Below are 23,949 nucleotides of genomic sequence, written 5' to 3'. Positions count from 1 at the left end.
CCATTTACTACATTAAATAAAGGCAGTTCCGCCTTTTACTAACAAGAATCAAATTGTCACTAAAAAATATGGACCAATCGAATACACAAAAAGATAAGGCTGCTTCGACCAGAAGGGACTTTATCAAAGCTTCGGCAGCCACTGCGGCCGGATTTATGATCGTGCCGCGCCACGTACTGGGCAAAGGTTACCGTGCTCCGAGTGATATGCTTACCGTGGCCGGAGTAGGTGTGGGTGGAAAAGGAAGGTCTGATATTGCTAGTTTTTTCAAAAGCGGTAAGGCCAATATCGGGTACTTGTGCGATGTGGATGATCGGCGGGCAGAAGAAACGGTGAAGACTTATCCGAAAGCGAAATACTACAAGGATTGGCGGGAAATGTTTGAAAAAGAAGCCAAAAATTTCGACGCGGTTTCTGTTTCGACACCAGATCACACGCACGCGGTGGTAGCTATGGCGGCTATGCAGCTTGGTAAGCACGTGTATGTGCAAAAACCGATGACGCACGATATCTGGGAAGCAAGAAAGTTGACCGAGGCTGCTGCGAAATACAAAGTTGTGACGCAGATGGGAAACCAAGGTTCTTCGGGAGACGGCGTTCGTCAACTGCACGAATGGTACGATGCTGGTGTAATCGGTGACGTGGACAAGGTTTACATCTGGACAAATCGTCCGATCTGGCCGCAAGGTATTCCCTGGCCGACCGACAAGCCGGCTGTTCCGAAAGAACTGAACTGGGATCTGTGGCTTGGTACCGCGCCTCAAAAAGATTATGTTGAAGGCCTGATCCCGGGTAGCTGGCGCGGCTGGTGGGATTATGGTACCGGGGCGCTGGGTGACCTCGGCTGCCATTTGATGGAAGCGCCTTTCCGGGTACTTGGATTGAAATACGCCACAGATATGCAGGCGAGTGTGGGAAGTGTTTTTACCGGTTTTGGTAAAAGAGGTATTTTCCCCGACAGCTGTCCGCCATCGAGCCACGCAACTTTGACTTTCCCGAAAACACCGAGAACAAAAGGTCCGGTTACGATGCACTGGATGGACGGCGGTATCAAACCTGAAAGGCCGGAAGAACTAGGCCCGAACGAATTGTTTGGAGACGGTAACAGCGGTATTTTGTTTGTCGGTTCAAAAGGAAAAATGATGGCGAGCGAATATGCGGCCAACCCGCGCCTTTTGCCGCTGAGCCGGATGGAGGAAGTGAAGGTGAAACAGAAATTCGCCCGTGTGCCTGGAAGCGCAGACGGTCACTATGCGCAGTGGGTAGAAGGTTGCATTGCCGGTTTCGGTAAAATGGAACTGAGCTCGCCGTTCGAACTCGCTGGTCCGTTGACGGAAGCGATCCTTGGCGCTAACCTGGCGATCCGCGGAGCTGATATGCCAAAAGCACGTGAAGATGGAAAAGGCTTTACCTATCCTGGAAGCAACATGAAGATGCTTTGGGACGCTCAAAACATGAAAGTAACCAACTTCGACGAGGTGAACCAGTATGTAAAACGGAACTACCGCGAAGGTTGGACGCTGGGCGTTTAAGATAATTTCAATATAAAAAAGCGGCAGCCGGTTCAACAACTGGCTGTCGCTTTTGCTTTTATGTAGAAATTGCTGCTTGGCATAATATTTACCATAACCCTGGAAAAACATTAAAACTCCGAAGTTATGAATGCAACGAAAAATATGGCAGCAGGATTAGCAGGTGCGATTGTGCTGAACCTCCTGCACGAAGGAGCCAAGAAATTTTACGCAAAAGCTCCCAGAGTCGATAGAGTGGGAGAAGAGGCTATTTCCAAATCACTCAAAAGTATTAATATAGACCCGCCAACCGGTAAAACGCTCTTCGGCATTACACTGGCAACGGACCTGCTCAGCAATGCAGCGTTTTATAGCATGGTAGGGAGCGGAAAAGAAGAAAACATTTTATGGCGAGGCGCAGGTTTCGGGCTCGCGGCAGGTGTAGGGGCACTTACGCTCACAAAACCGCTCGGCCTGAATGACGAACCTGTCAACAAATCGGTTCAAACCCAAATACTCACAGTAACGTGGTACCTGATCGGCGGACTGGCTGCTGCGGTAGTCGCAAGAGGAATCAGCGATAAACCGAAATTCCAAAAACTGGTCAATTCTCTGGCAAGCTTCTAATGCAAATAAACTTACCTATTAAAAATCCCTGCGTACATTATTATACGCAGGGATTTTTTGTCAAATAGAATGCTACTTTCCTTTCGGTGAAGACTTTGCAGCCGCATTCGCACCGGTAACTTCAAGAATACCTCGCATTACACGCCAATGTCCCGGAAATGAGCAGATGAATGGATAGCTGCCCGGCTCGGTCGGCGCTTTGAATTCCATCCGGAAGCTTTTCCCCGAGTTGACCAGCGGCGTCGCGAAAAGTACATCTTTTGTATCCGGAATGAAATTCTTCTCAAATCCATCTTTCAGCGCGGCCATTGCGTCGGCTGCTTCACCTACTTTTTCGTCTGTCCCTGGCTTCACGATAACCACATTGTGCGGCATCAAATCGGGATTATTGAATACCAGTGACACTTTTCTGCCGGCCGGGATAGTCAATTTTTGTTTGTCAAAAGCCATTTTTGCTTCGATCGCGGTGAGGCTGATCTCGATCGTTCCCAGTTCTTCCAGACTTTGCATTACCTCTTTCCGGCTTCCCTCAGGCAGACTTCCGACTTTGGTTTTCATCAAAACAACCGCTTTGCCAAATGCTTCCGAGTCACGCACGGATTCGGGCAACGTAGCGAGTGAAGCAACCAGCGCTTTCGCCGACTGGGTTTTCGATTCATCCGAAATGGTCATATCCATTAGTAGCGCGTACGCTTTTTCAGGAGACTGCGGCGCGAGTGTTTTTACTTTTTGGTAAAAATCGGTCTGCTTGTTTTTATCCGCAACAAGACTGATTCCCGCGAGATAGTCTGATGTTTTGGAAGGTTCAATATCAGTTTCCGGCGTAATATCGCCCGAAGTCAGCGCCGCTGCGTAACCGATCGACCTGATCACACTATCCGGATCCGATTGCATTTGCTCTAAATCTCCCGCGTGCTTTTTGAGCTCCGAAGGTTCGGAAATGAGTAGTAAGCGGGTCAGTGCGAGTTGCGACGCGGTATTGGCGTTTTGGGTTTTGCTAAGGTCCCGCAGGGAAGTTAGTAAAACATCGGTTTTACCCTTTTTTTGCATTGCCGCCAATTCGTTTAGAGCGGTAAGTTTGTTTCCTTCGGCTATATCCGGGCGTGTCAGCACGGTTTCCAGTATCAGTTTGCTTTTTGGCAATTCCGCCATTTCCCGACTGCTAACCTGTCCCAGCAAGTAGCGTGTCGCATATTCCGGATAGTTTTTGCCCGCTTTCATTCCCGCCAGCCAGATCGGTTTCAAGTGCCTGAATGTTTCCGAAACAGCATATTCGAGGTAGTAATCGGTTGGGTATTTCAAAACATCCATAGCGGCTTCTACGCCTTTTTCATATTCGAAAAAGCTCAATGCAACCGTAGCTTCCAGCCGCACTCTCGGCGATTCATCATTTGCGCTTTTCCTTAATAATTCAAGCGAAGCAGGAATCCGCTCGTGCCAGAACCGCAGCACTTTCGTTGCGGCGGTGCGTGCTTTCGGGTCTTTGGCAGCAAGCAGCGTTTTAAGTAAATTTTCCTCTATTGTGTCAAAATCTTGGTAGAGCCACAATGCTTCCGCCAGGTACAATTCGTAGTTCGGATCATTTTTATCAAGACCTTGCTGCCACTTTTTGAGAGCCGGCAATACCTCTGACGCAGGCCGTTCGCGGATTTCCAGCCTCGTCCGGTAACGGAACCTGTCTTCCTCCGCTTTCAGGTTTTCGAGTAATTGAGTAATATTTTGTTTAGAAATATCCGTCACTTTTGACAGCGGCCGGCCTTTGTAACTAATCCGCCAAACTCGCCCGTGCGATTTGTCGCGGGCCGGGTCGCGGGGTGGATTTTCGCCGTGAGAAATCAGCGGATTGTACCAGTCGACAATATATAACGCACCGTCCGGACCAAATTCCAGGTCGATCGGTCGGTAGTTGGGGTCGGCAGATTGCAGCAGATCCGTCGCTTCTTTTCCCACAATCGCCGAACCTTCGTGCACGATCTTGTGCTGCTTGGTACCCTGAAATCCAATGTTATTATTTACCAAAAAGTCTCCCTGCACTTCATCCGGGAAGTTTTTGCTTGAAACGATTTCAATACCCGCAGTCGGCCGCACGCGCGTTTCTGTAAACATATTCAGGCGCGGGTGCTTGTCCGGGTAGTCCACTTTTCCCGTCATCGGCGGGGCAAAGTAGTTGGATCCGTCGGAAGCGTCGCCAATCAAATGCGTGCCCCATTTATCAAATACACTTCCCCATGGATTAAAATAAGGATAGGAAATGTAGTGCTGCAACTTGTGCGTCCGCGGCTCAAACCGGTAAGTCGACCCGGCATAAGACCTGATCGGCCCATATGGAGTTTCCACCTGCGAATTCAGGAAAGTACCCTCATTAAAATACAATGCACCGTCCTGCCCCCACGTAAATGCATGCGTGGCGTGGTGACTATCTTCCGAACCGAAGCCAGTCAGTACAATTTCTCTGGTATCAGCTTTATCATCGCCATTTGTGTCTTTAAGAAACAGAATATCAGGCTCTTGCGAAACATACACACCGCCATCGCCGAATTCAAAACCAAGCGGCAGGTACAGATCATCAGCAAAAACGGTATGCTTGTCTGCCTTTCCATCGCCGTCGGTATCTTCCAGGATCACGATCTTATCATGCACCGGAATACCCGGAAAATACTGTGGGTAAGTCGGCATTGTCGCGACCCAGAGGCGGCCTTTTGCGTCAAAGTTCATTGCTACCGGCTTTTCAATGGGAAAGTCCTTTTCCGAAGCGAAGAGATTGATCTCATAACCCTCGGGCAACTTGAATTTTTCAGTAGTCGCCGGCCACGTTTTCTCGTGATGCGCATGCGCTGCTGCCTTGGCCGCTTCTCCCTGGCGACCGGTCATCGGGATTTCCGTCTGCAAAATTGGGTCAACAGGTTTGCCGCGCCGGTCGATAATGTCCACAGCTTTTTGGTAGGATTCAGAACCTTTACTTTTAGCTAATTCCCAGATCACCGAATCGAGTGACGCGGCCATTTGGTTAAGCTTGCGCAGCTCCGGCGGAAATGCGATCACACCGAAAGGTTCGCGTCTCCGGCCATAGATATACTCGCCATTTACAGCCCGCCAGCGGTAAAAGAAATGCTCGTCCTTCATTTTGATCACAGCAGCCAGCTTTTTGCTATTCTCGGAATTGAGATCAAGACTTTTCCCAAAACCAAGCGACTGCGCCATCCATTCCCCAGCCAGCCGGTAACCTGTATTCGTCAGGTGAATACCGTTAATCGTAATCTTCGGCTGATTCTTTGCCTGCATTCTTGCCAGTGAAGGTGTGTAGAGGTCGATGAAAGACAGGTTTTTTGCCGCTGCCGCCTTCTTCATTGACTGGGTATACAGTTGCAGATTTTTGTTGTGCTCGGCCGGATCGGGGAAATGTGTTCCTAGATTTTCGTGCGCGATCGGGGAGACGAGCACTAGCTTCGGTGCCGCTTTTCCATTGTATTTATTGTTCTGTAAATTCTGGATAAATGCATTCAGATCTTTCTCAAACTGCGGAATACCAGCGGGACCTTTAAAAGCCTCGTTCATCCCGAAACAAAGAAAAATTACGTCAGCTTTCTGATCGAACAAATCCTGATTTAATCCGGTGAAATTCATTCCGACGGGCATTGTAATGGGCTCGCCTTCGTGCGTAAAACCTTTAAAAGTAACTTCCTTTTGTCCTTCCGTGAGCCGCGAAGTTTTTTCTCCAAAACCAGGAAAATTCAGCGGGCGTGGTTGCAATCCAACTTCATCCGCACTCCAACCCATATTCCGCAGCGTCAGGTTCTGGCCCGGAAAACTCTTTTGGAGGATCGTTTCAAAGTAGCCATAGTGCCGCATCCGGTCTGCGAATGTGTTGCCCAGCAGGATGATACGATCACCCTTTTGGAACTTGAAACCTGGATTGGGGGCTTGTGCAACTGTTTTTTGTATCAAAATAAAAACACATAAAAACAGCGAACTCAGCAGGCGGGATTTAGGAAGCAGCATGAGAATGGTGGAGTAGTTTTAAATTATTAATAAACCAATAATTTTTATCACGAATCAATAATCCCACTTCTAATTAGCAACATTATCCTGTGCTGTCCTGACTTTTGAGAATAGACTGAATTACGGTAGAAATGCACTGCGTCAGGTTTTAATGGTAGATATCGCTTTTCTATAAACCAAAATTCTACCCATGAAGCCGCTGGCCCAAAAGAGATGGTTCCGTATTATACCGGTCGTTTTCATTACTTATAGTCTCGCCTACCTCGACCGGGCTAATTTCGGATTTGCTGTGGCAGGCGGCATGGCCGACGATCTTAATATCACCCCCAATACTTCTACTTTACTCAGCTCGCTCTTCTTTCTGGGCTACTTTTTCTTCCAGATCCCGGGCGCGCATTATGCCGCGACCCGGACTGCCAAGAAGCTGATTTTTATTTCATTAATACTCTGGGGCGGATTGGCCGCAGCGACCGGGATGGTCAACGATACTACGACGCTGATCATTATCCGGTTTATGCTTGGTGTGGTGGAAAGCGCGGTAATGCCAGCGATGCTGATCCTGCTAAGCCAGTGGTTTACCAAAGAAGAACGCTCGCGCGCCAACACTTTCCTGATCCTCGGAAACCCGGTCACAGTGCTCTGGATGTCTGTTTTATCGGGTTATCTCATTGATTCGATGGGCTGGCGGTGGATGTTCATTTTGCAGGGAGCGCCGGGAATTGTCTGGGCGTTTATCTGGTGGAGAATGATCGACGAGCGTCCGATGGCTGCTACCTGGCTCACCGATGAGGAAAAAATGGAGGTAGAGGAAAGGCTGAAAGCCGAGCAAGCTGGCATTAAACCGGTGAAAAATTATGCAGAAGCATTCAAGTCGAAAAAAGTCATTTTACTGTGTCTGCAATACCTGCTTTGGAGCGTCGGTGTGTATGGTTTTGTGATGTGGCTGCCTTCTATTATCAAGGCTGCGCCGAATATGAATATGGTCAATACGGGCTGGCTGGCCTCGGTACCCTATCTTTTTGCTGTGATCGGAATGCTTTCAGCTTCTTATTTTTCGGATAAAAGTGGTAACCGCAAGATATTCGTCTGGCCTTTTTTGCTGATCGCTGCAATCTGTTTGTACGGCGCTGTGTGGCTCGGGCCCGACCAGTTCTGGTTTGCTTATGCATTGCTGGTAGCTGCGGGAGCGGCGCTTTATACACCATACGGACCATTTTTCGCTGCTATCGCCGAATTACTTCCTAAAAACGTAGCCGGCGGCGCGATCGGTTTGATCAACAGTTTGGGTGCATTGGGCTCATTTGCAGGATCTTATCTTGTCGGATATTTAAATACAGAAACAGGGAATTTCAATGCTTCCTACACGTTAATGTCCGTGGCGCTTGTGCTGGCTACTGTGATCACGATCATCGTGATACCTGGGCCGGTACGTGCATTGGCGAAGCCGGCAGAGATCAGGACTTTCGATCATTGATCCGATTTTCAGCCCGACCTTGTTACAGCAGGATAGTTAATTCCTGGCAATGCTTTTCTTTTACATTTTTACATACCTAAATCCAAAATGCATGAGAAGTTTGAAAGTGCCGGTTCTTGCCGGACACGTGGTTTTATTGTTTTTTACTTTGCTATGCGGGACTTCCAATGCCCAGGAAGCCGCTAAAAGTGCAAATGCCTCCAAATTTGAGTTGAAAGACGGCGACCGGGTCGTATTTCTGGGCAGCTCAATCTTCGAAAATGATTTCCAGTACGGTTACCTGGAATTCGCACTTACTACCCGTTTTTCTGACAAAGGCGTTACTTTCCGCAACCTGGGATGGACGGGAGATAATGTCTGGGGAGAAGGTCGCAGTACCTACACCAACCCGCCTACACCTTACGAGCATTTGATGAACGACCTCACGAAAGCGGCGCCTACTGTCGTGTTTTTGGGTTATGGAGGCGTGGAAGCGCAGGACGGACAAGCCGGCGTAGCAAAGTTTAAAGAGGGACTGAATAAGTTACTCGACAAGATCGATCAGCTTGGGGCGCGGGCGGTACTGTTGTCGACTATTCCGGTGGTTTCGAGTGATACAACCCAGCAGATCGGGCGCAGGAATGCGGATCTTGAATTGTATTCCAAAGTCATTTCCGAAGTGGCCACACAGCGCGGGAAGCAGTTTGTCGACATTTATAACCCTATTTTAAATATCACCAAAAAGGAGGATATCGTTGAAAATACGGTCCACCTGAACGAGTTGGGTTACTACCATCTGGCGGTAATCCTTGAAAAAGCATTGGGTCTCGACGCAGCGAAAGCGACTACCGCAATTACGATTTCAAAAGGCAAACCAGAGGCATCGAATGCGCGGATACTGGCTGGTGACGATGAAAAATCACTTGCAAAATTTACAGTGGAAAGTAAATACCTGCCGCTCCCTTCGCCAAAATTAGCCAGTAACATTACGGACAATGCAAGAACAGTTCGGATCTCAGGTTTGAAAAAGGGCTATTACGCATTGACCTCCGAAAACAGCCTGGTCGCTGCGGCTTCGGCGCAGGAATGGGAAAAAGGGGTGGATATCAAACAGGGGCCGCAATTTGAGAAATCTGAGGAGATCAGGACGATGATCGTGAAGAAGAACGAACTGCACTTTTTCCAATACCGCCCTTTGAACCAGACTTATATTATCGGATTCCGGAAGTACGAGCAAGGTCGCCACGTGCAGGGTTTGGAGGAACAGAATATCCTGATCAAGTGGCTGGAAGGGCAGATTATCCTGAACAGCGAGCCGAAGGAAGTAGTGTATGAACTGCGCAAGATGTAATCTAATAAAACAAAATCCTTAAACCCAAACGGCGCAATGCATTTGACAGCGATCGCTGAGCGCCGACAGCTAAAACATGAAAGCAACAAGAGTACTATATGGAGCGACGCTCATTGCGGCGGTCCTCCTCACTACCTCTTCCAGCCGGTACCAGAACGTAAAGGAAGATCCCGATCCGGATCCGCAAAAGGAGCTCGCCTCGTTCAAGGTAGCCGAAGGATTTGAAGTAACATTATTCGCCTCCGATCCGATGGTCGCGAAGCCTATTCAGATGAATTGGGACGCAGAAGGCCGCCTTTGGGTGGTGAGCAGCACGGTTTATCCGCATTTGAAAACAGGCGAATCGGCGAATGACAAGATATTCGTTCTCGAAGATACTGACGGAGATGGTAAGGCTGACAAGTCTACCGTTTTCGCGGAAGGACTGATCCAGCCAACTGGTATTTTACCGGGAGACGGTGGCTGCTATGTAGCCAATTCAACCGAGATCCTGCATTTTTCGGATACGGACGGAGATGGAAAAGCGGATAAGAAACGCCGGATATTGAACGGTTTTGGAACCGGGGATACCCACCATTTGATCCACACATTTCGCTGGGGACCGGAGGGAAGAATGTATTTCAACCAATCCATTTACATTTATAGCCACGTCGAAACTCCTTTCGGGATCAAACGTCTGGAAGGTGGTGGTACCTGGGCTTTGAATACGCGCAACCTCGATATGGAGGTGTATTTGAAGGGTTTGGTAAATCCGTGGGGCCTGCAATTTGACCGCTGGGGACAGTCTTTCCTGACGGATGGAGCTGGTGGTGAAGGTATTAACTACGGTTTCCCGGGAGCTACTTTCGTGACAGCGCCGGGAGCTGCACGCATTATGCGCGGCTTGAATCCGGGACAGCCGAAACACAGCGGTTTGGATGTGGTTTCTGGAAAACATTTACCAGACGAGTGGCAGGGAAGAATGATCACAAACGATTTTCGCGCGAACCGGATCAACAGTTTCAAGCTCGAAGAACAGGGCGCTGGTTACGCTTCCAAGCAGACCGATGACCTGATGTGGACGGATAATGTCGCATTCCGTCCGGTGGATATCAACGTCGGTCCCGACGGCGCTATTTATGTAGCCGATTGGTATAACCCTATTATCCAGCACGGAGAAGTAGATTTCCACGATCCGCGCCGCGACCAGCAGCACGGAAGGATCTGGCGTATTGTTGCCAAAAACCGTCCGCTGGTACCAAAACCGCAATTGGCGAAAGCGACTATTACCGAGTTACTGGAATCTTTAAAACTGCCCGAAGAGTGGACCCGTTTGCAGGCCAAGCAGGTTTTGAAGGCAAAAGGAGCTAAGGAAGTAGTCCCAGAATTGCAAAAATGGGTAGCCGCGCTGGACAAAAACGACGCCAACTACGAGCACAATTTGTTGGAGGCTTTGTGGGTGTACCAGACTTTGGAAACCGTAAATGAGCCGGTTCTGGTGAGTTTGCTGAATGCAAAAACGCATAATGCACGTGCGGCAGCATTGCGCGCGCTTGAATTATGGTCTGGCAAGATCGCGAATGAGCCTGCATTACTGGCCAAAGCCGTAAAAGACGAACATGCGCAGGTGAGGCTGGAAGGGGTGATTGCATTGAGAAAAACCAAAACTGCCGAAGCTGCGAAGAATGCATTAGTGGTATTGGATGCGCAAATGGACGAATTCCTGGATTTTGCATTGTGGCAAACGATCCGTGAACTGGAACCGGTTTGGCTGGCGAAGGTGAAGTCACAGCCGGAGTTTCTGGGTGACGCGAAGAAAACTGCTTACGCATTGAAATCGGCCACTGGCGCAGATGCGGCCACTTTATTGGTGAAGTTGTATCAAAAAGGGCAGGTACCTGACGAATATCAGAAGGACGTTTTGAGCTCGATCGCGCGTACCGGCCAGCCTGCTGACCTGAGTATGCTACTTGATCTGGCGCTTCAAAATAAAGATAAAAACCTTGTTGCGCAGCTTGGTGCATTGGAAGAAGCCGGCCGCCAGCGTAACGTGAAGCCCGATCAGAATGCGGATCGCATTGCTACCCTGATCGATAGTGACGAAGACGCGATAAGTTTGAGCGCAATGCGCCTGGCTGGTCTGTGGAAGTTGAATTCACTCAATGCAAAACTGACTGAACTGGTACAAAAAGGTAATCCGGAAACGAAAAAAGCCGCATTAGGTGCTCTCGCAGCTATTGATAAAGAGAAAGCGCAGAAAATGATGACTGACCTGACCGGCCCGAAGAATGCAGCGGAAGTAAGGGTAATCGCGGCAGGTCAACTCGCAAATGTAGATCCGAAAGCTGCCGCGACAGTGGCTGCCGACCTGATCCGGACATTGCCTGCTGACGTCGATCTGACGGATTTGTTTGTTGCATTTATCTCGACAAATCCTGGTGCAGCTGCATTGGGAGAAGCGATCGCCGCTAAAAAGATCCCTGAAACTGCTGCTAAAAAAGGTCGGTTACTGGTTCGCCAGCGTGCGGGCTGGACAAGGCAAAGCATTGATGAGATGAAAATTCTGGTGAATGCACTCGAAGCTTCTGGCGGAACTTTGCCTACCCAGAAAATGCCGCAGGATCTGAACGATCAGCAAATCGCAGGTCTGGCTAAACTGGTTCGCGAAAAAGGCGATCCTGCGAAAGGAGAGCAGATATTCCGCCGGGTTGAGTCAAGCTGTACAACGTGCCATGCGATTGGTGGCGCGGGTGGTTTGATCGGGCCTGATTTGAGCAGTTTGGGAACGAGTTCACCAGCCGAGACAATCATCAAATCGCTGCTGTACCCGAGTGAATCTATCAAGGAAGGATATGATTTAAAGCGGGTTGTGAAAAAGGACGGATCGGAATTGCTGGGTTACCTGGCTTCTGATGGAGCAAACGATGTTGTGATCCGCGATGTGACTGGTAAGGAAGTTTCCGTTCCAAAAAGTCAGCTGGAAGTGATGGAAAAAGTACCGGGCTCCCTGATGCCTCCGGGCCTTACTGCCGGTTTGGACCAGGCTGAATTTATCAATCTCGTTGGATTTCTGACCAAAATGGGTGAGCCGGGAGACTTCCGCGTGTCGAACACCAGGTTTGTAAGACGCTGGGAAACGACTGCGACCGAGCCGAAAGGTACCAAAGCTGCTGCTGGGAAAAATGCTCCGAAAGTGGCGTGGCAGCCGGTTTACAGCAAAGTATCCGGCGAACTTCCGCTAAGTGAAATTCCGGAACTTGGCGCATCAGGAAAGCCTTACAGCATCGTTCGGTTCGAGATTGAAGTATTGACCAAAGGACCAGTTACGCTGGGATTAAGTGCAGCTGACGGAATTTCCGCGACGGTCGATAGTAAGCCTTTGAAAATCGCTGACGGAAATCTGACTGCCGACCTTGCACCAGGTATTCATCCCGTAACACTTACGATCGACCGCAATGCAGCAAAAGGCGGATTGAAGGTGGAATTGAAAGATGTTGCCGGCGCCGCACAGACACGGTTGAGAATGGGGAAATAGGTTAAAGCCATATTTGCAGGCGCTTTTGGATTTCAGCTGACAGTTTCATGTTATTTCGATACATGATGTTAGTTTCCAAGAGTGCCTGCAATTTTTTTGCTGCTAGCTTGGGATTGATAATGCCTTTCTCAATCAATGTATCCATGACCCAAAGCATTCCGTGACATTCCAAGCCGCATTTAACAGCATAATTTCTAACTACCTGATCGGAACTAAGCACCATCGCTTGAAAACGATCTGCCAGATGAAGTACAGTTTTATCATTTTGAGATAAAGCTCGCGGAAAATTCATTTCCGAAATCGCAAAGCGTGCATCTTCATTGATGTTGTGGATCTGCAACCTCCCGTTTGCAGCAAGTAAATGCAGCGCTTCCGCCTGTTCGTCGTACAGTTCTCCGATAACATCAGAGGAAGTATGGATCTCTAAATCCAGATCGAAAAGGTGCCGGGTTAGCTGTAAGTCGAATAAGTCGATAAAAATGCACGCGTCAGTGACAGCTAACCTCATTCCCCGAATGAAGCCAGGGTTCGGAACTCGGCCAGCTTCATATTTTTCAAGGCAGCAGCTTTACTAAGCGAAATTTGTTCCTCAGACAAGGCACGAAAAAGCAATTGATCGAACCGGTCCGAAGCCTCGATCCCTTCATAAGCAACCGGCTCGGTAGTTCTCCATCCTTCCTCCTTTATTCGTTGTAGAAATTGTCTCGCATAATTTTCACTAATGATAGCACACTCCGCAGCCCGTCGAATTATGGCTTGAATAGAGATTCCAAACTGCTTTTTTATATTGCCCAATTCTAAAACTGAGATCCTGGATCGTTTGGAACCCAGTTTATCTATCAAAGTATTTCTAGGCAGAAGCATTGCACCTGCAAATTGATGGCAGCGTTTCTCTTTTTCTTTGTCCGCCAAATCTCCAAAATCTAACAGTAAGTGCCCTAGTTCGTGAAGTAAGGTAAATCGAATCCGGTCCGCCTTGCCCGACAGATTCTTGTTAAATGCAAGAACTGGTACCTGACCATTCACCCAGGTTTGCATTCCATCAAATATTGGCTCCGCATCGACTTCAACTACTTTAATGTGCTTATCTTCCAGTATCTGGGTGATGTTATAGAGCGGATCTTCTTCCAGTTTCCACCATTTTCGAAGCAATTCCGCTGCGGCATTTGCCTGTTCAAAATCAGAAACCACGGCAAGATTTTTAAGAGGATTTTCAAATTCGCTGGATATCCCCAGGATTTCTTCAAGTTCCAAATATCTTGAAAGGTATTCCCGAGTTTGCTCAACAACCTTATGTTCTTCCCTCGAAGGTAAATGCTGCATTTTTCGATACTCGATCGCGCCTATCGCGATTTTGGTATCGCTGAAAAAATAGTCGGGGCGAACTTGTAGAATATCACTTAGCAGCGCGAGCATATCGCTGTTTGGTATCACCTCGCCCTTTTCATATTTGTGCAGAGCCTGGCGGGAAATTTTGCTGCCAAGCTTGTCCGACAAGTTTTTTAATGATAAACCAGTCCGTAAGCGAGCTGATTTAAATCGAGCAGCAAATATCTCTCTCATGATTCTAAATAGTATGTTGGTTGACAAATGTAAAAAAAATATTAAGGTTGTCAACCATAATTGTCTTAATTTTTTGGTCAGTTCGGATCAACAAAATGACCTGACATCAAATTGTGGTGATTTAATGTCAGGTCGATCTTTCGCATTCAACCAATACTAAGCCGTCTTAAAAGCACCCGCAAATTCTTTCGCGAAGTCTTCCAATTTGTAACTTCCCAGCTTGGCCGGGCGGTTTTTCCAGTATTCTTCCTGCATTTTGCCGCTGCGGAGTGCCTGGCCCATCTCTACGTAAGTCGATGCGAAACTTTCGTTTAAACCTGCGCCCAGCATTCCCTGACGTGCATCTTCATCGCTGAATGTGACCCACGGCGTGTTTTCTTTGCCGATAGCTTTCCCAAGGATCGCTGCGATTTCGGTAGGGTGGCGCTCGTCGTTCGCGATATTCACTACCGAATTTCCGGTTGAAAGATTCAGCAACTGTTCAGTTGCAACTTCTGCAATGTGGTCTGTGTCAGTTAACACCAGTTTTTCGTTCGTGTCACCAAAGTTATTGCCTGCAATCCCGGCGTTTTGGATCAGGCCGCCTAGCGAGAACAGGTTTGAGAAGAAGTACGACGGGCGGAGGAAAACAGTATTGAGGTTGGGGATTTGAAGGAGTTTTTCTTCCAAATAACCCAGCGCGTCAATCGGTCCCGCACCTTCACGCATTTGCGCGCCCAGACTGCTCAACACAACTACGTGTTTGATATTGCTGCCTCTCAATGCTTCCAGATAAATATCTGCCACTTCAAGCTGAAATTTTTCATAGTCTGTAAGCGAAAAACTGCTGGGGATCATCAAATAGGCTGCGTCCGCGTTTTTGAATGTGCTTTTTATGAAGTCGGATTCTGTGACGGATCCGATCGCTGCTTGTGCGCCGAGTGATTCAATTTCATGTTTTTTGTCTGAGCTGCTGCTGATAACGGTGACTTCCTTACCGGCTTTTACCAAATTCCTTGTTACGGGCAAACTAACGTGTCCAAGTGATCCTGTGATGATATATTTCATAGTTGTAAGTTGTTTTTTGTTGGCACAAAGCTATATTTGTACTTACTTTTAGACAAGTACTTACCCCAAAGTATGTATCATGACAAAGATCAAAGAAAGCTCGACTTATAATGCAAATCGCGAGATCGTATTGCAGGAATGTCCGGTTACTTATGTGATGAATAAGATTGGCGGACATTGGAAACCGATCATTTTATATCACCTCCTTTCGGGCAGCAAGCGGTATTCCGAGATCAAACGGGCCATGCCGCATATCTCCGAAAAAATGCTGATTCAGCATTTGAAACAATTGGAAAATGATAACCTGCTCACGCGCGAAGCCAAGCCAGTCGTGCCGCCTTACGTTACCTATACCCTGACGGAATCGGGCAAAGAGCTGGATAGTGTGATTAAGGCGATGTCGATGTGGGCTTTTAAGGATATGAAGCGGAATAGGGTTGAAGAGCCGGTCTGCTAGTATATTTGCGCAATATCTAAGCCTCCGATTATGCGCATTCTTTTTGTCTTTTTAACTCTTCTTAATACCTCTTTTCCTGCATTTGCACAGGAGCCGGCCGCGTTAACGACCGACGGAGCGTGGTGCTGGTTCAGCGATCCGCGGGCGATTTATACCAAAAACGGAAATATCGTGACCGGCTGGGTGACCAAATCGGGGGATATAGTAGCGGCTTCGCTGAATGTGAAAACTGCTGATATCCAGCAAAAAACGCTGTATAGCAAACTGGAAATAGACGACCACGACAATCCCGCTTTTCTCGAATTGCCCGATCAGCAGATCTTAACCCAATATACCTGGCACGGCGGCAGTAAGAACGGAATGGGCGTGATCCAGCACACTAAGTCGACACCGGGAGATATCAGCTCATTTTCTGAGCCGCTGGTGTTCAAACCCCAGACGCCCGAGCTGCTGGAAAAATTCAAAAGGGAGACTTATACTTATGCGAATCCGTTCATTCTCAGTTCTGAAAGCAACAAGATTTACAGTTTTGGCCGCTGGGTTGGTTTTAAGCCAAATGTGATTACTTCTATTGATAATGGAAAAACATGGTCGGATCCGAAGGTGGTGATTACTTCAAAAGAACTGAATACGAACAACCGGCCTTATGTGAAGTATTTTTCTGATGGAAAATCCAAAATCCACCTCATTTTCACCGACGGTCACCCTAATGCGGAGCCGCTCAATTCGGTTTATTATTGCTATTATGAAAAAGGTGCATTCTGGCGGGCAGACGATTCTAAAATAGCCGAAATGAGTCAGCTACCTTTTCACCCCTCCGACGCCAGCGTTATTTATAAGGCAACTCCTGAAACCGGGAAAGCCTGGATTTTTGATATTGTGATCAATAAAAAGGGTCAGCCAGTAGTAGCTTATACCCGCTACCCTACGAACGAAAAACACCAATACTATTACGCAGTTTTTGACGGCAAAAAATGGAACGACCACCACATTATCGACTCTGGAAAATGGTTTCCGCAGACTCCCGAAGATAAAAAAGAGCGTGAGGAAAACTATTCCGGCGGCCTGACCATTGACCCGCTGAATCCATCCATTATTTATTTTTCACACGAGATCGACAACGTTTTTGAAATCTCGAAAGGCGAAACAAAAGATTTTGGGAAAACCTGGAAAATTACGCCGGTTACCCGCAACTCAACACTCGATAACGTCCGCCCGGTAATCCCTCGCTACAAAAAGAAAAGCGACAAAAACGTGCTGCTTTGGATGCAGAACAAGAAGTACGTGCATTATACGGATTTTGATACGAGTATTTTGTGGAAGGTTTTGGAGTGAGGAAGCATAGTCAGAAGCATCACCCAAAAGTATATTAACCCTCGTTTTTGTTTTAATACTAGTCAGAAATTCACTTTTCAGAAATAGTAACTTCAATTCAATTTATGATGTCAAAAAAATTACTAACCCTGCTTTTTGTTGTGCTGGCGGCGGGTACTTCTTATGCGCAGCAGTTTAAGGCTTTGTTGTTTACAAAAACGGCTGGATTTCATCATGTTTCTATTCATGAAGGTGTTTCTGGGATCAGAAATCTGGCGTCGCGGCACAACTTTTCGGTTGACTGGCAGGAGAATGCGGATGTTTTTACTGATAAAAATCTGGCTAACTATGCCGTCGTCATTTTCCTGAATACCACCGGAGATGTATTGAACGAGACGCAGCAGGCTGCTCTGGAGAAGTATATTAAAAGTGGAAAAGGCTGGGTTGGGATCCACTCGGCGGCGGATACGGAATATGACTGGCCGTGGTATGGGAAAATGGTTGGAATGTATTTCAAAACGCACCCGGCGCAGCAAACTGCCTTTCTGGACGTAAAAGACAGCAACTTCCCCGGCCTCGAACGTTTCCCGAAACGCATGCTCTGGACAGATGAATGGTATGAATATAAAAAGCCCTACAATGCCGACGACCTGAAAATCCTGATTACAATAGACGAAAAAACGTACGATCCCAAGACAAACCAGGGAACCGGAATGGGCGCAGAACACCCGATGGCGTGGTACCATAACTACGACGGCGGCCGGGCATTTTACACAGGTTTAGGTCACATCGGGCTGGTTTATTCAGATCAATCTTTCCTGGATCATTTGTACGGCGGCATTTATTGGGCGGCGACTGGGAAGGGTATTAAGTAGGTTTTAGCTATTAGCTTTTGGCTTTTAGCTTTTGGAGGAGAGAGGAAAGGGAGGATGGAGGAAGTTTACACTATTTTCCTTCCTCCATTCCTCCTTTCTCCCTTCTTACTTTTAACATTCAATCATTCAATCATTCAGTCATTCAATCATTGCTATGGAACTCCTCGGTAAGATTCTGGTCGGCCTTGTTGCTATTGAGCATCTTTATATTATGTATATCGAAATGTTTGCCTGGGAAACCCTTGGTAAAAAGACTTTCAAAGGCTCCCTCGCCCCGGAAATGTTTAAACCCACCAAAACGCTTGCTGCCAATCAGGGATTATACAACGGTTTTCTGGCTGCCGGGCTGATCTGGTACTTCTTTCTCGAAGGTCAATGGGCATTTCACGTCGCCATTTTCTTCCTTACCTGCGTGATCGTAGCCGGGCTCTACGGCGCCGCTACGGCCAGTAGGAAGATATTTTTTGTGCAGGCGCTGCCGGCGATTGTGGCTTTGGTGGTGTTGCATTTTTAGAATACACAACACGCGATGTATCAAGCACATTCCGCCTTCACAGAACCAGAAAATCCAAATGTGAAAGTTTGGAGATATATGGATTTCACCAAATTCATATCAATGCTTGATTCAAGCTCACTATATTTTACCAGAGCGGATCATTTTGAAGATCCTTTTGAAGGCGCAACAACCGATGCCATTCTGCAAAAGAGAAATTCTCTATATACTAATTTTTTCGATGTAGATGAGGCTCGTGAAAAGATTCTCGCTGAGTCAAATATGTATCGGAATTTGCGGCTGCAATATGCTATCAACTGCTGGCATGAAAATGAACACGAATCGGCTGCAATGTGGAAGTTGTATCTGCAAAGCTCAGAAGGGGTCGCAATTTGCTCTACTTTCTCCAAGCTAAAACAAAGCTTCAACTATTGCGGCAGGAATATCAATTTGGGTCGAGTCAAGTACATAGATTTTAAGACTGATGATATCACGGAAGGTCACTACACTGATCAGCATCCAATTGTATATAAGAGGAAGAGCTTTGAGCACGAGCGAGAAATAAGAGCGGTAATATGGGAACCCGGAGAAGTTGATTTTGATGCACTAATGGAAAAAGGAGGGAAGAAACCAATCGAAGCAATAAAACATGGCTTGCAGATACAGACTGATCTCCAAGAATTGATCAACACCGTCTATGTAGCACCCAATGCGCCCGGCTGGTTTCGCGATTTGGTTGAGCAAATGATCTTGCGATATAGTTATAAAATTGAAGTGATTCAGTCCAGCCTTTACACCGGAGCTATGTTTTAACCGAAGCGAGCGAAGGGATTACTAATGGTATTTTTTCAGCGAATTTTCTAACTTGCATCTAATCATTCACCGAATGAGCATCGTCGACAAACATATTACCGCGACCAACTTTGATCTTTTTCAGGGTGCCTAGCTTGCCTAGTAACGAGGCACTGATTAATACTATCGAAGTCGTTGAAAGCTGAAAAAGCAGAGCATGACGATAGGTCTTTTAAAACATTTGGAGCCTTATCAGCAGAAGAACCAGCCAAAATATCTTAGTATGCGCACATTAAGCATTTCCATATCCGACAACGAGTACAGCAAGTTTGGGCTCAAAGAAGAATCCTTGTCTTTTGCAGACTTCCTTGAATTAGTAAGCAAAGAACTAACTCGACAAAATCTCAATAAATCAGTAGCATTGGCAGAGAAATACGGGATTTCCGCGATGTCTATGGAAGAAATAACAGACGAGGTTAAAGCGGTTAGGAATGCAAAAAATCGTCATTGATACCAATGTAATTGTCTCGGCACTAATACAGCGCAGCTATCCTCACCTAATTATCTACGATCTTTTCGTTGAGGGTCAATTCCAGCTTTGTCTATCGGATGACTTGTTGGCGGAGTATTTCGAAGTTCTCGCCCGCCAAAAATTTTCGAGGTTTCCTGATTTCTTCGTCCGCGCTGAATCGCTGCTTGCGAATATTGCTTCCCAGGGAAAAATGTATATTCCAAGCACCAAAATCGCTCATTTCCGACAAGGATGACAATATGGTTTTAGAGTTGGCAGAAGAATGCTCTGCCAACTTTATCATTACCGGAAATAGCACGGATTTTACCTTTCCAGCCTATCAGAGCACCAGTATTGTCAGCCCAATGGAATATTGGGAAAATTACAGGACGGTTTGAAATCCGGCCTCGGTCACTTCAAGCAAAAAAACTCGCTCTTCCCAGCACCTCAGGGTGCCAGCTTCCGTCTCTTCTTCTCAGCGAACGCGAAACTGTCAGAACCTCATGCAACCGTTCCTGCTGGGCGCTTGTTGGGTCTTGGCTGTGGAAGTATTCTCCGATCATTTCGAATTCAAAAGTATCGTTTTTCGAATCGTAGATGCCAATTGGAATGCGGTTGCCGTCTGTCATCTGGGTTCCCAGCACATATTGCGCCTCTTCCTGCGACGAGCAGCCTACGTGGTGGTACTGACCTTTCAGCGTATATAGTACGGAGTAACGGTTTTTTGTAAACTCCTGAGACTGGCTTTTCGACTTGTCCTGTTTTGTGTGTTTTTGTATTTGTATCATGGTACTTTCTGTTTTCAATGCCCCGTGTTTCTGTGAGGGGCTTTTCTGTGGTATTAAAATAGTTATGAAATGAGGGGAATATTTACTGTTTTGTAAATGTGTTTTATTGCCTTCAATTTGGTTAACGTGTATTGGTTGTCAATAGTTTACTTGAATTGGGAGGATGGGCGAAGTTCTTCTGATAGGGAAGGTGTTTGGCGGAATAGTGCAATTATGGTTTTAAGTGAATTCGTGCCGCTGGATGCTGAACTTAGTATTGCGCGTCATTTTAGTCTGAACAGTTATTAGAAGGAAGTAATTTTAAGAGACCAAGTTTATTAACATCATATTCTTTCCGAAATGGACATTCATTGTCATATTTAAGACAGTGGAATTATTCAATTGATTCTTATCTTTTAAAATGAACTCTCCTATGATGATGAATTTTATTGACCTCACAACAACAGGGATTATTTCAGCGGTTGCAAAGGCTGTTATCAGCGGAAGCAAAGAAGTTCGGAAACTTTCCTACTTCGCATTAGTATTGATAATAATTTCTATTATTCTTTTTGGGCTTGTGGAAGCTGCATTCATTGCCGAAATATATCGATCGGTAGCAGTGACAATTGGAGCAATCGCAGCATTAGCCGTGATGATTATCTACGGATACCAACTCAGCGTTGAAGAATCGGTTGCAAAGGCCGAAATAAAAGAAGTCGAAGCTCGAATCATAGATAAGAATAGTGAGACAACTGCCGCATGGGAGTTGGGTAGAATAAAAGTGGAAAGCTATCTAAATCGCAATTTGATACAAGTTCGTTGGATTTTCATATGGACGGTCTTGGTAATGATCGTAGGGTTTTTGATAGTGGGGTATGGAATATTTAAATTATTTCTAGGAGATATTCAGCTGAATGCAGCAATATTGGCTGCAATTTCAGGTTTGCTCATAGAATTTTTAGGAGGCTCTTTTTTAATAATCTTCAAATCTTCCATGCAGCAGGCAAAAGATTATGTGACTGTGCTTGAGAGAATAAATGCTGTCGGTATGTCCGTGCAAATTCTTGACAGCATCAGGCCAGAGGAAGCGCAATTACAAGATCAAACAAAAGCTAACATTGCTATCAAATTATTAGAACTATATGGTGAACTTAACAAATCATCTAAATAGGCTAGTAGTGTTCAATATTTTTGTAATCAGGATCGTGATTAGACTTGATAACATTTCTTTGCTTCAAACAAATAGGGTATGCGATTTTCACAAAAAATTGGCAAAACATCTGTGAGAGATTCTCTGCAAATAGAGTCGATAGATGATTCGCTGAGAAACAGATTATGGAATGTTATTCTTGAAGTTTTTGTGGAGCAATTCAATAATTCTGCTTACACAGATGATGAAACAGAACTAGGAAATGTATGTAAGCATTTATGGAAGGAGTTCTACAAATTTCCTGTCGATACAATTGCTACTTATTATAATTCTACGAGAGTTTCCACAGAAGGTTTTATGCATTTCCTGAGGGATTGGTTTTTTGAAGCGGAATGGTATGAACTTTATGATCTGATAGAATTTTTAGCGTTTATTGATTTGAGGATCAAAAGGGGTAAATTTTCTGAAAGCACTAATCAAGCCTTTAAACGCGAATTGGCGGGTTATCGATTGATTGAGGCCGAAATTATCCAGATTACATCGGATGAAGAAATTCAGGCTATAGAAAGCGCACTAAATATTACAGATAAATGGAGTTCTGTAAACCTTCATTTGAAAAGCGCATTATCTAAATTGTCAGATCGCAAACAGCCAGATTATAGAAATTCAATCAAAGAATCCATATCATCGGTTGAGGCATTTTGTATTATTTTAACTGGCGATAATACGGCTACACTAGGCAAAGCATTAGCCGAGATCGAAAAAAAGCATGACATTCATAAAGCTTTAAAAGTGGCATTTTCAGCAATTTATGGGTATACAAGCGATGCGGCAGGAATTAGGCATTCCCTATTGGAAAGTGATAAGACTGTGGATTTGGAAGACGCCAGGTTCATGTTAGTTTCATGTTCGGCTTTTATCAGTTATTTGAAAGCTAAAATTGTTTTTTAGTATTCTAAATTCGATATTAAAGCTTAGTCGGGATAAATTTAAAGAAATCAACATGAGACTAAAATCTTTCCGAATCCAAAATTACAAATCTATAATAGATAGCGGTGAATGCCGCCTTTCAGAGAACGATGGGATTACAGTTTTGGCTGGGCAGAATGAATCCGGTAAAAGCTCAATTTTACAAGCGATTAGAGACTTCGAAAATGAAACAATCGATTTGGATAGTGTTCGTGAAGACGACTCCACACCAACCATTACTTGTGTTTATTGTGACATAGTTGAGGACACAAAGAGATTCAGAGCGATGGATAACGATGATCTAACCTCTAATATATGGAATTACTATCTAAACCTCGGTGAGTTACGCCTGACCAAAAAACTTGGAGAAAAGACAAAATTAGTCTCGTCCATTGAAATTATGGCCGCAGACAAGATCATGGAAATTATCCAAAACGTTAATGGGGAAAGTAAAATTTGGAATGAGAAGGTCAAAAAGGGAGAAATTGACAAAGATGAAATTGAGATTTTTGATGTTGACGACACTTTGCAAGAGATCATCAAAGTGCTTGTCTCCCTGACACCTTACAATTTATTTTTTGATGATTTTTGCGATATTTTACCAAATAAAATTCTCCTATCCGAATTTAAATCTGGGGGTTCTTCAACAAAGGGTTATCAAGCTGTTAAAAATGTAGAAACGATCCTGGGTGCTGATTTTATTAAGTTGGACAGCCTGTCCGATGGTCGAAGAGAAACTACTCAAACCAGCTATCATGAAACGTTGACTGCTGAGTTTAACGAAAAGTGGAAACAACGAATCGGCGAAGGTGCCGGTGCAAAGGTTCACGTAAAATACTACCGAGACGAATCCGGTGCCTCTTATTTGAAATTCTATGTAGAAACGAAAAAGGGTGAATATTTGCCAGTTGAAAAAAGGTCTCAGGGTTTTAAGTGGTTCTTGTCCTTTTATTTACAGTTAAAGGCTGAGAATAAAGGTGAAAGAAAACTAATAATACTTTTTGATGAACCGGGAATGTATTTGCATTCCAAAGCTCAATCAGATATGATTAAAGTGTTTGAAGAGCTTTCACATAAGAATCAGATAATATATTCTACTCACTCTCCTTATCTTATTGATACTTCAAAGTTGCACCGTGTTAGACTTGTGCTTAATACAAAGGACAATGGAACTACCGCGGAAAAAATTACATCCGGTAAAATCAATAACCAGCTCGAGTCGCTTAAACCAATTATTGATGCAATTGGTTTAGAGGTGGCAATGCCGTTCTCAGTCGCCAAGTGGATATTCCTCTCCAAAGTACTCCACGATTCCTCTGAAATGACGCCAATTATTCCTGCGCAAAGTACGCCACCGATCTGATGAAAGTTGCGGTTTTTGAGAGGCCTTCTGTATTGGATTCCAGGTTGGAGATCCCGTAAAAGCATGGATTCCTCTTGAAAGTACGCCACTTATTCCTTGGCAAAGTACGCCACTGAGCAGAGAGTTTAACCGCCCCATTCCTATAAGTTTAGGTACGTATTACCTAACCGCTTATGGAATGGCCAATAGACCT

At 45.7% G+C, this 23,949-nt stretch carries 21 protein-coding genes; 16 read left to right on the top strand and 5 right to left on the bottom strand.

Annotated features, from left to right (window positions below):
- The first annotated feature begins 68 nt into the window (after positions 1-68).
- The gene (locus KOD92_RS00100) at positions 69-1,532 is read left to right on the top strand and encodes a Gfo/Idh/MocA family protein (RefSeq protein WP_215231492.1); all 1,464 of its coding nucleotides are present in this window, start codon (positions 69-71) and stop codon (positions 1,530-1,532) included.
- Positions 1,533-1,658: 126 nt separating this feature from the next.
- A complete protein-coding gene (locus KOD92_RS00095; protein WP_215231491.1) occupies positions 1,659-2,138 on the top strand; it encodes a hypothetical protein in 480 nt (159 codons plus the stop codon).
- Between the two features lie 72 nt (positions 2,139-2,210).
- On the opposite strand, the gene KOD92_RS00090 is transcribed toward KOD92_RS00095, so the two are convergent.
- Positions 2,211-6,137 carry a PVC-type heme-binding CxxCH protein gene (locus tag KOD92_RS00090; RefSeq protein WP_215231490.1) on the bottom strand — a complete coding sequence of 1,309 codons (3,927 nt, stop codon included), beginning with the start codon at positions 6,135-6,137 and terminating at the stop codon, positions 2,211-2,213.
- 190 nt (positions 6,138-6,327) lie between these two features.
- On the opposite strand from KOD92_RS00090, the gene KOD92_RS00085 reads away from it, so the two are divergent.
- The 3 genes from KOD92_RS00085 to KOD92_RS00075 all read left to right on the top strand — a co-directional run bounded on the left by KOD92_RS00085 (position 6,328) and on the right by KOD92_RS00075 (position 12,455).
- Positions 6,328-7,611: an MFS transporter gene (locus KOD92_RS00085; RefSeq protein ID WP_215231489.1), complete on the top strand. Its 1,284-nt coding sequence runs from the start codon at positions 6,328-6,330 to the stop codon at positions 7,609-7,611.
- A gap of 91 nt (positions 7,612-7,702) precedes the next feature.
- Positions 7,703-8,941, top strand: coding sequence for a GDSL-type esterase/lipase family protein (locus KOD92_RS00080; protein ID WP_215231488.1), 1,239 nt, complete (start codon positions 7,703-7,705; stop codon positions 8,939-8,941).
- A 76-nt stretch (positions 8,942-9,017) separates the two neighbouring features.
- Positions 9,018-12,455, top strand: a complete 3,438-nt coding sequence (locus KOD92_RS00075) for a PVC-type heme-binding CxxCH protein (RefSeq protein WP_215231487.1) — start codon at positions 9,018-9,020, stop codon at positions 12,453-12,455.
- 1 nt (position 12,456) lies between these two features.
- Here the strand turns inward: KOD92_RS00075 and KOD92_RS00070 are convergent, their stop codons facing one another.
- From KOD92_RS00070 to KOD92_RS00060, 3 genes are all read right to left on the bottom strand, one after another.
- Positions 12,457-12,963, bottom strand: coding sequence for a PIN domain-containing protein (locus KOD92_RS00070; protein ID WP_215231486.1), 507 nt, complete (start codon positions 12,961-12,963; stop codon positions 12,457-12,459).
- Positions 12,960-14,018 carry a helix-turn-helix domain-containing protein gene (locus tag KOD92_RS00065; RefSeq protein ID WP_215231485.1) on the bottom strand — a complete coding sequence of 353 codons (1,059 nt, stop codon included), beginning with the start codon at positions 14,016-14,018 and terminating at the stop codon, positions 12,960-12,962. The genes KOD92_RS00070 and KOD92_RS00065 overlap by 4 nt, the downstream gene beginning before the upstream one ends.
- A gap of 156 nt (positions 14,019-14,174) precedes the next feature.
- On the bottom strand, positions 14,175-15,065 hold the full coding sequence (locus KOD92_RS00060) for an NAD(P)H-binding protein (protein ID WP_215231484.1): 891 nt from the start codon (positions 15,063-15,065) through the stop codon (positions 14,175-14,177).
- A 79-nt stretch (positions 15,066-15,144) separates the two neighbouring features.
- Between KOD92_RS00060 and KOD92_RS00055 the strand changes: the two genes are divergently transcribed.
- The 8 genes from KOD92_RS00055 (at position 15,145) to KOD92_RS27620 (ending at position 19,905) form a co-directional block, all read left to right on the top strand.
- On the top strand, positions 15,145-15,522 hold the full coding sequence (locus KOD92_RS00055; RefSeq protein WP_215231483.1) for a winged helix-turn-helix transcriptional regulator: 378 nt from the start codon (positions 15,145-15,147) through the stop codon (positions 15,520-15,522).
- Positions 15,523-15,552: 30 nt separating this feature from the next.
- Positions 15,553-16,857, top strand: coding sequence for a BNR-4 repeat-containing protein (locus tag KOD92_RS00050; RefSeq protein ID WP_215231482.1), 1,305 nt, complete (start codon positions 15,553-15,555; stop codon positions 16,855-16,857).
- A 107-nt stretch (positions 16,858-16,964) separates the two neighbouring features.
- Positions 16,965-17,711: a ThuA domain-containing protein gene (locus tag KOD92_RS00045; protein ID WP_215232592.1), complete on the top strand. Its 747-nt coding sequence runs from the start codon at positions 16,965-16,967 to the stop codon at positions 17,709-17,711.
- A gap of 154 nt (positions 17,712-17,865) precedes the next feature.
- A complete protein-coding gene (locus tag KOD92_RS00040) occupies positions 17,866-18,225 on the top strand; it encodes a DUF1304 domain-containing protein (RefSeq protein WP_215231481.1) in 360 nt (119 codons plus the stop codon).
- A 15-nt stretch (positions 18,226-18,240) separates the two neighbouring features.
- Positions 18,241-19,017 (top strand): DUF2971 domain-containing protein, encoded by a 777-nt coding sequence (locus KOD92_RS00035; protein WP_215231480.1) that lies wholly within the window; start codon positions 18,241-18,243, stop codon positions 19,015-19,017.
- A gap of 262 nt (positions 19,018-19,279) precedes the next feature.
- Positions 19,280-19,507 carry a hypothetical protein gene (locus tag KOD92_RS00030; protein WP_215231479.1) on the top strand — a complete coding sequence of 76 codons (228 nt, stop codon included), beginning with the start codon at positions 19,280-19,282 and terminating at the stop codon, positions 19,505-19,507.
- Positions 19,488-19,763, top strand: a complete 276-nt coding sequence (locus KOD92_RS00025) for a putative toxin-antitoxin system toxin component, PIN family (RefSeq protein WP_215231478.1) — start codon at positions 19,488-19,490, stop codon at positions 19,761-19,763. The genes KOD92_RS00030 and KOD92_RS00025 overlap by 20 nt, the downstream gene beginning before the upstream one ends.
- 4 nt (positions 19,764-19,767) lie before the next feature.
- Positions 19,768-19,905 carry a hypothetical protein gene (locus KOD92_RS27620; RefSeq protein ID WP_406566148.1) on the top strand — a complete coding sequence of 46 codons (138 nt, stop codon included), beginning with the start codon at positions 19,768-19,770 and terminating at the stop codon, positions 19,903-19,905.
- 18 nt (positions 19,906-19,923) lie between these two features.
- Here the strand turns inward: KOD92_RS27620 and KOD92_RS00020 are convergent, their stop codons facing one another.
- Positions 19,924-20,295 carry a hypothetical protein gene (locus tag KOD92_RS00020; protein ID WP_215231477.1) on the bottom strand — a complete coding sequence of 124 codons (372 nt, stop codon included), beginning with the start codon at positions 20,293-20,295 and terminating at the stop codon, positions 19,924-19,926.
- Positions 20,296-20,707: 412 nt separating this feature from the next.
- On the opposite strand from KOD92_RS00020, the gene KOD92_RS00015 reads away from it, so the two are divergent.
- The 3 genes from KOD92_RS00015 (at position 20,708) to KOD92_RS00005 (ending at position 23,756) form a co-directional block, all read left to right on the top strand.
- A complete protein-coding gene (locus tag KOD92_RS00015; RefSeq protein ID WP_215231476.1) occupies positions 20,708-21,445 on the top strand; it encodes a TRADD-N-associated membrane domain-containing protein in 738 nt (245 codons plus the stop codon).
- Between the two features lie 78 nt (positions 21,446-21,523).
- Positions 21,524-22,375 carry an AbiJ-NTD4 domain-containing protein gene (locus KOD92_RS00010; RefSeq protein ID WP_215231475.1) on the top strand — a complete coding sequence of 284 codons (852 nt, stop codon included), beginning with the start codon at positions 21,524-21,526 and terminating at the stop codon, positions 22,373-22,375.
- Positions 22,376-22,427: 52 nt separating this feature from the next.
- Positions 22,428-23,756 carry an ATP-dependent nuclease gene (locus KOD92_RS00005; protein WP_215231474.1) on the top strand — a complete coding sequence of 443 codons (1,329 nt, stop codon included), beginning with the start codon at positions 22,428-22,430 and terminating at the stop codon, positions 23,754-23,756.
- Positions 23,757-23,949: the final 193 nt, after the last annotated feature.

Source organism: Dyadobacter linearis, from assembly GCF_907165045.1.
GTDB lineage: Bacteria > Bacteroidota > Bacteroidia > Cytophagales > Spirosomataceae > Dyadobacter > Dyadobacter linearis.
This window is presented reverse-complemented; position numbering and strand designations above follow the sequence as displayed.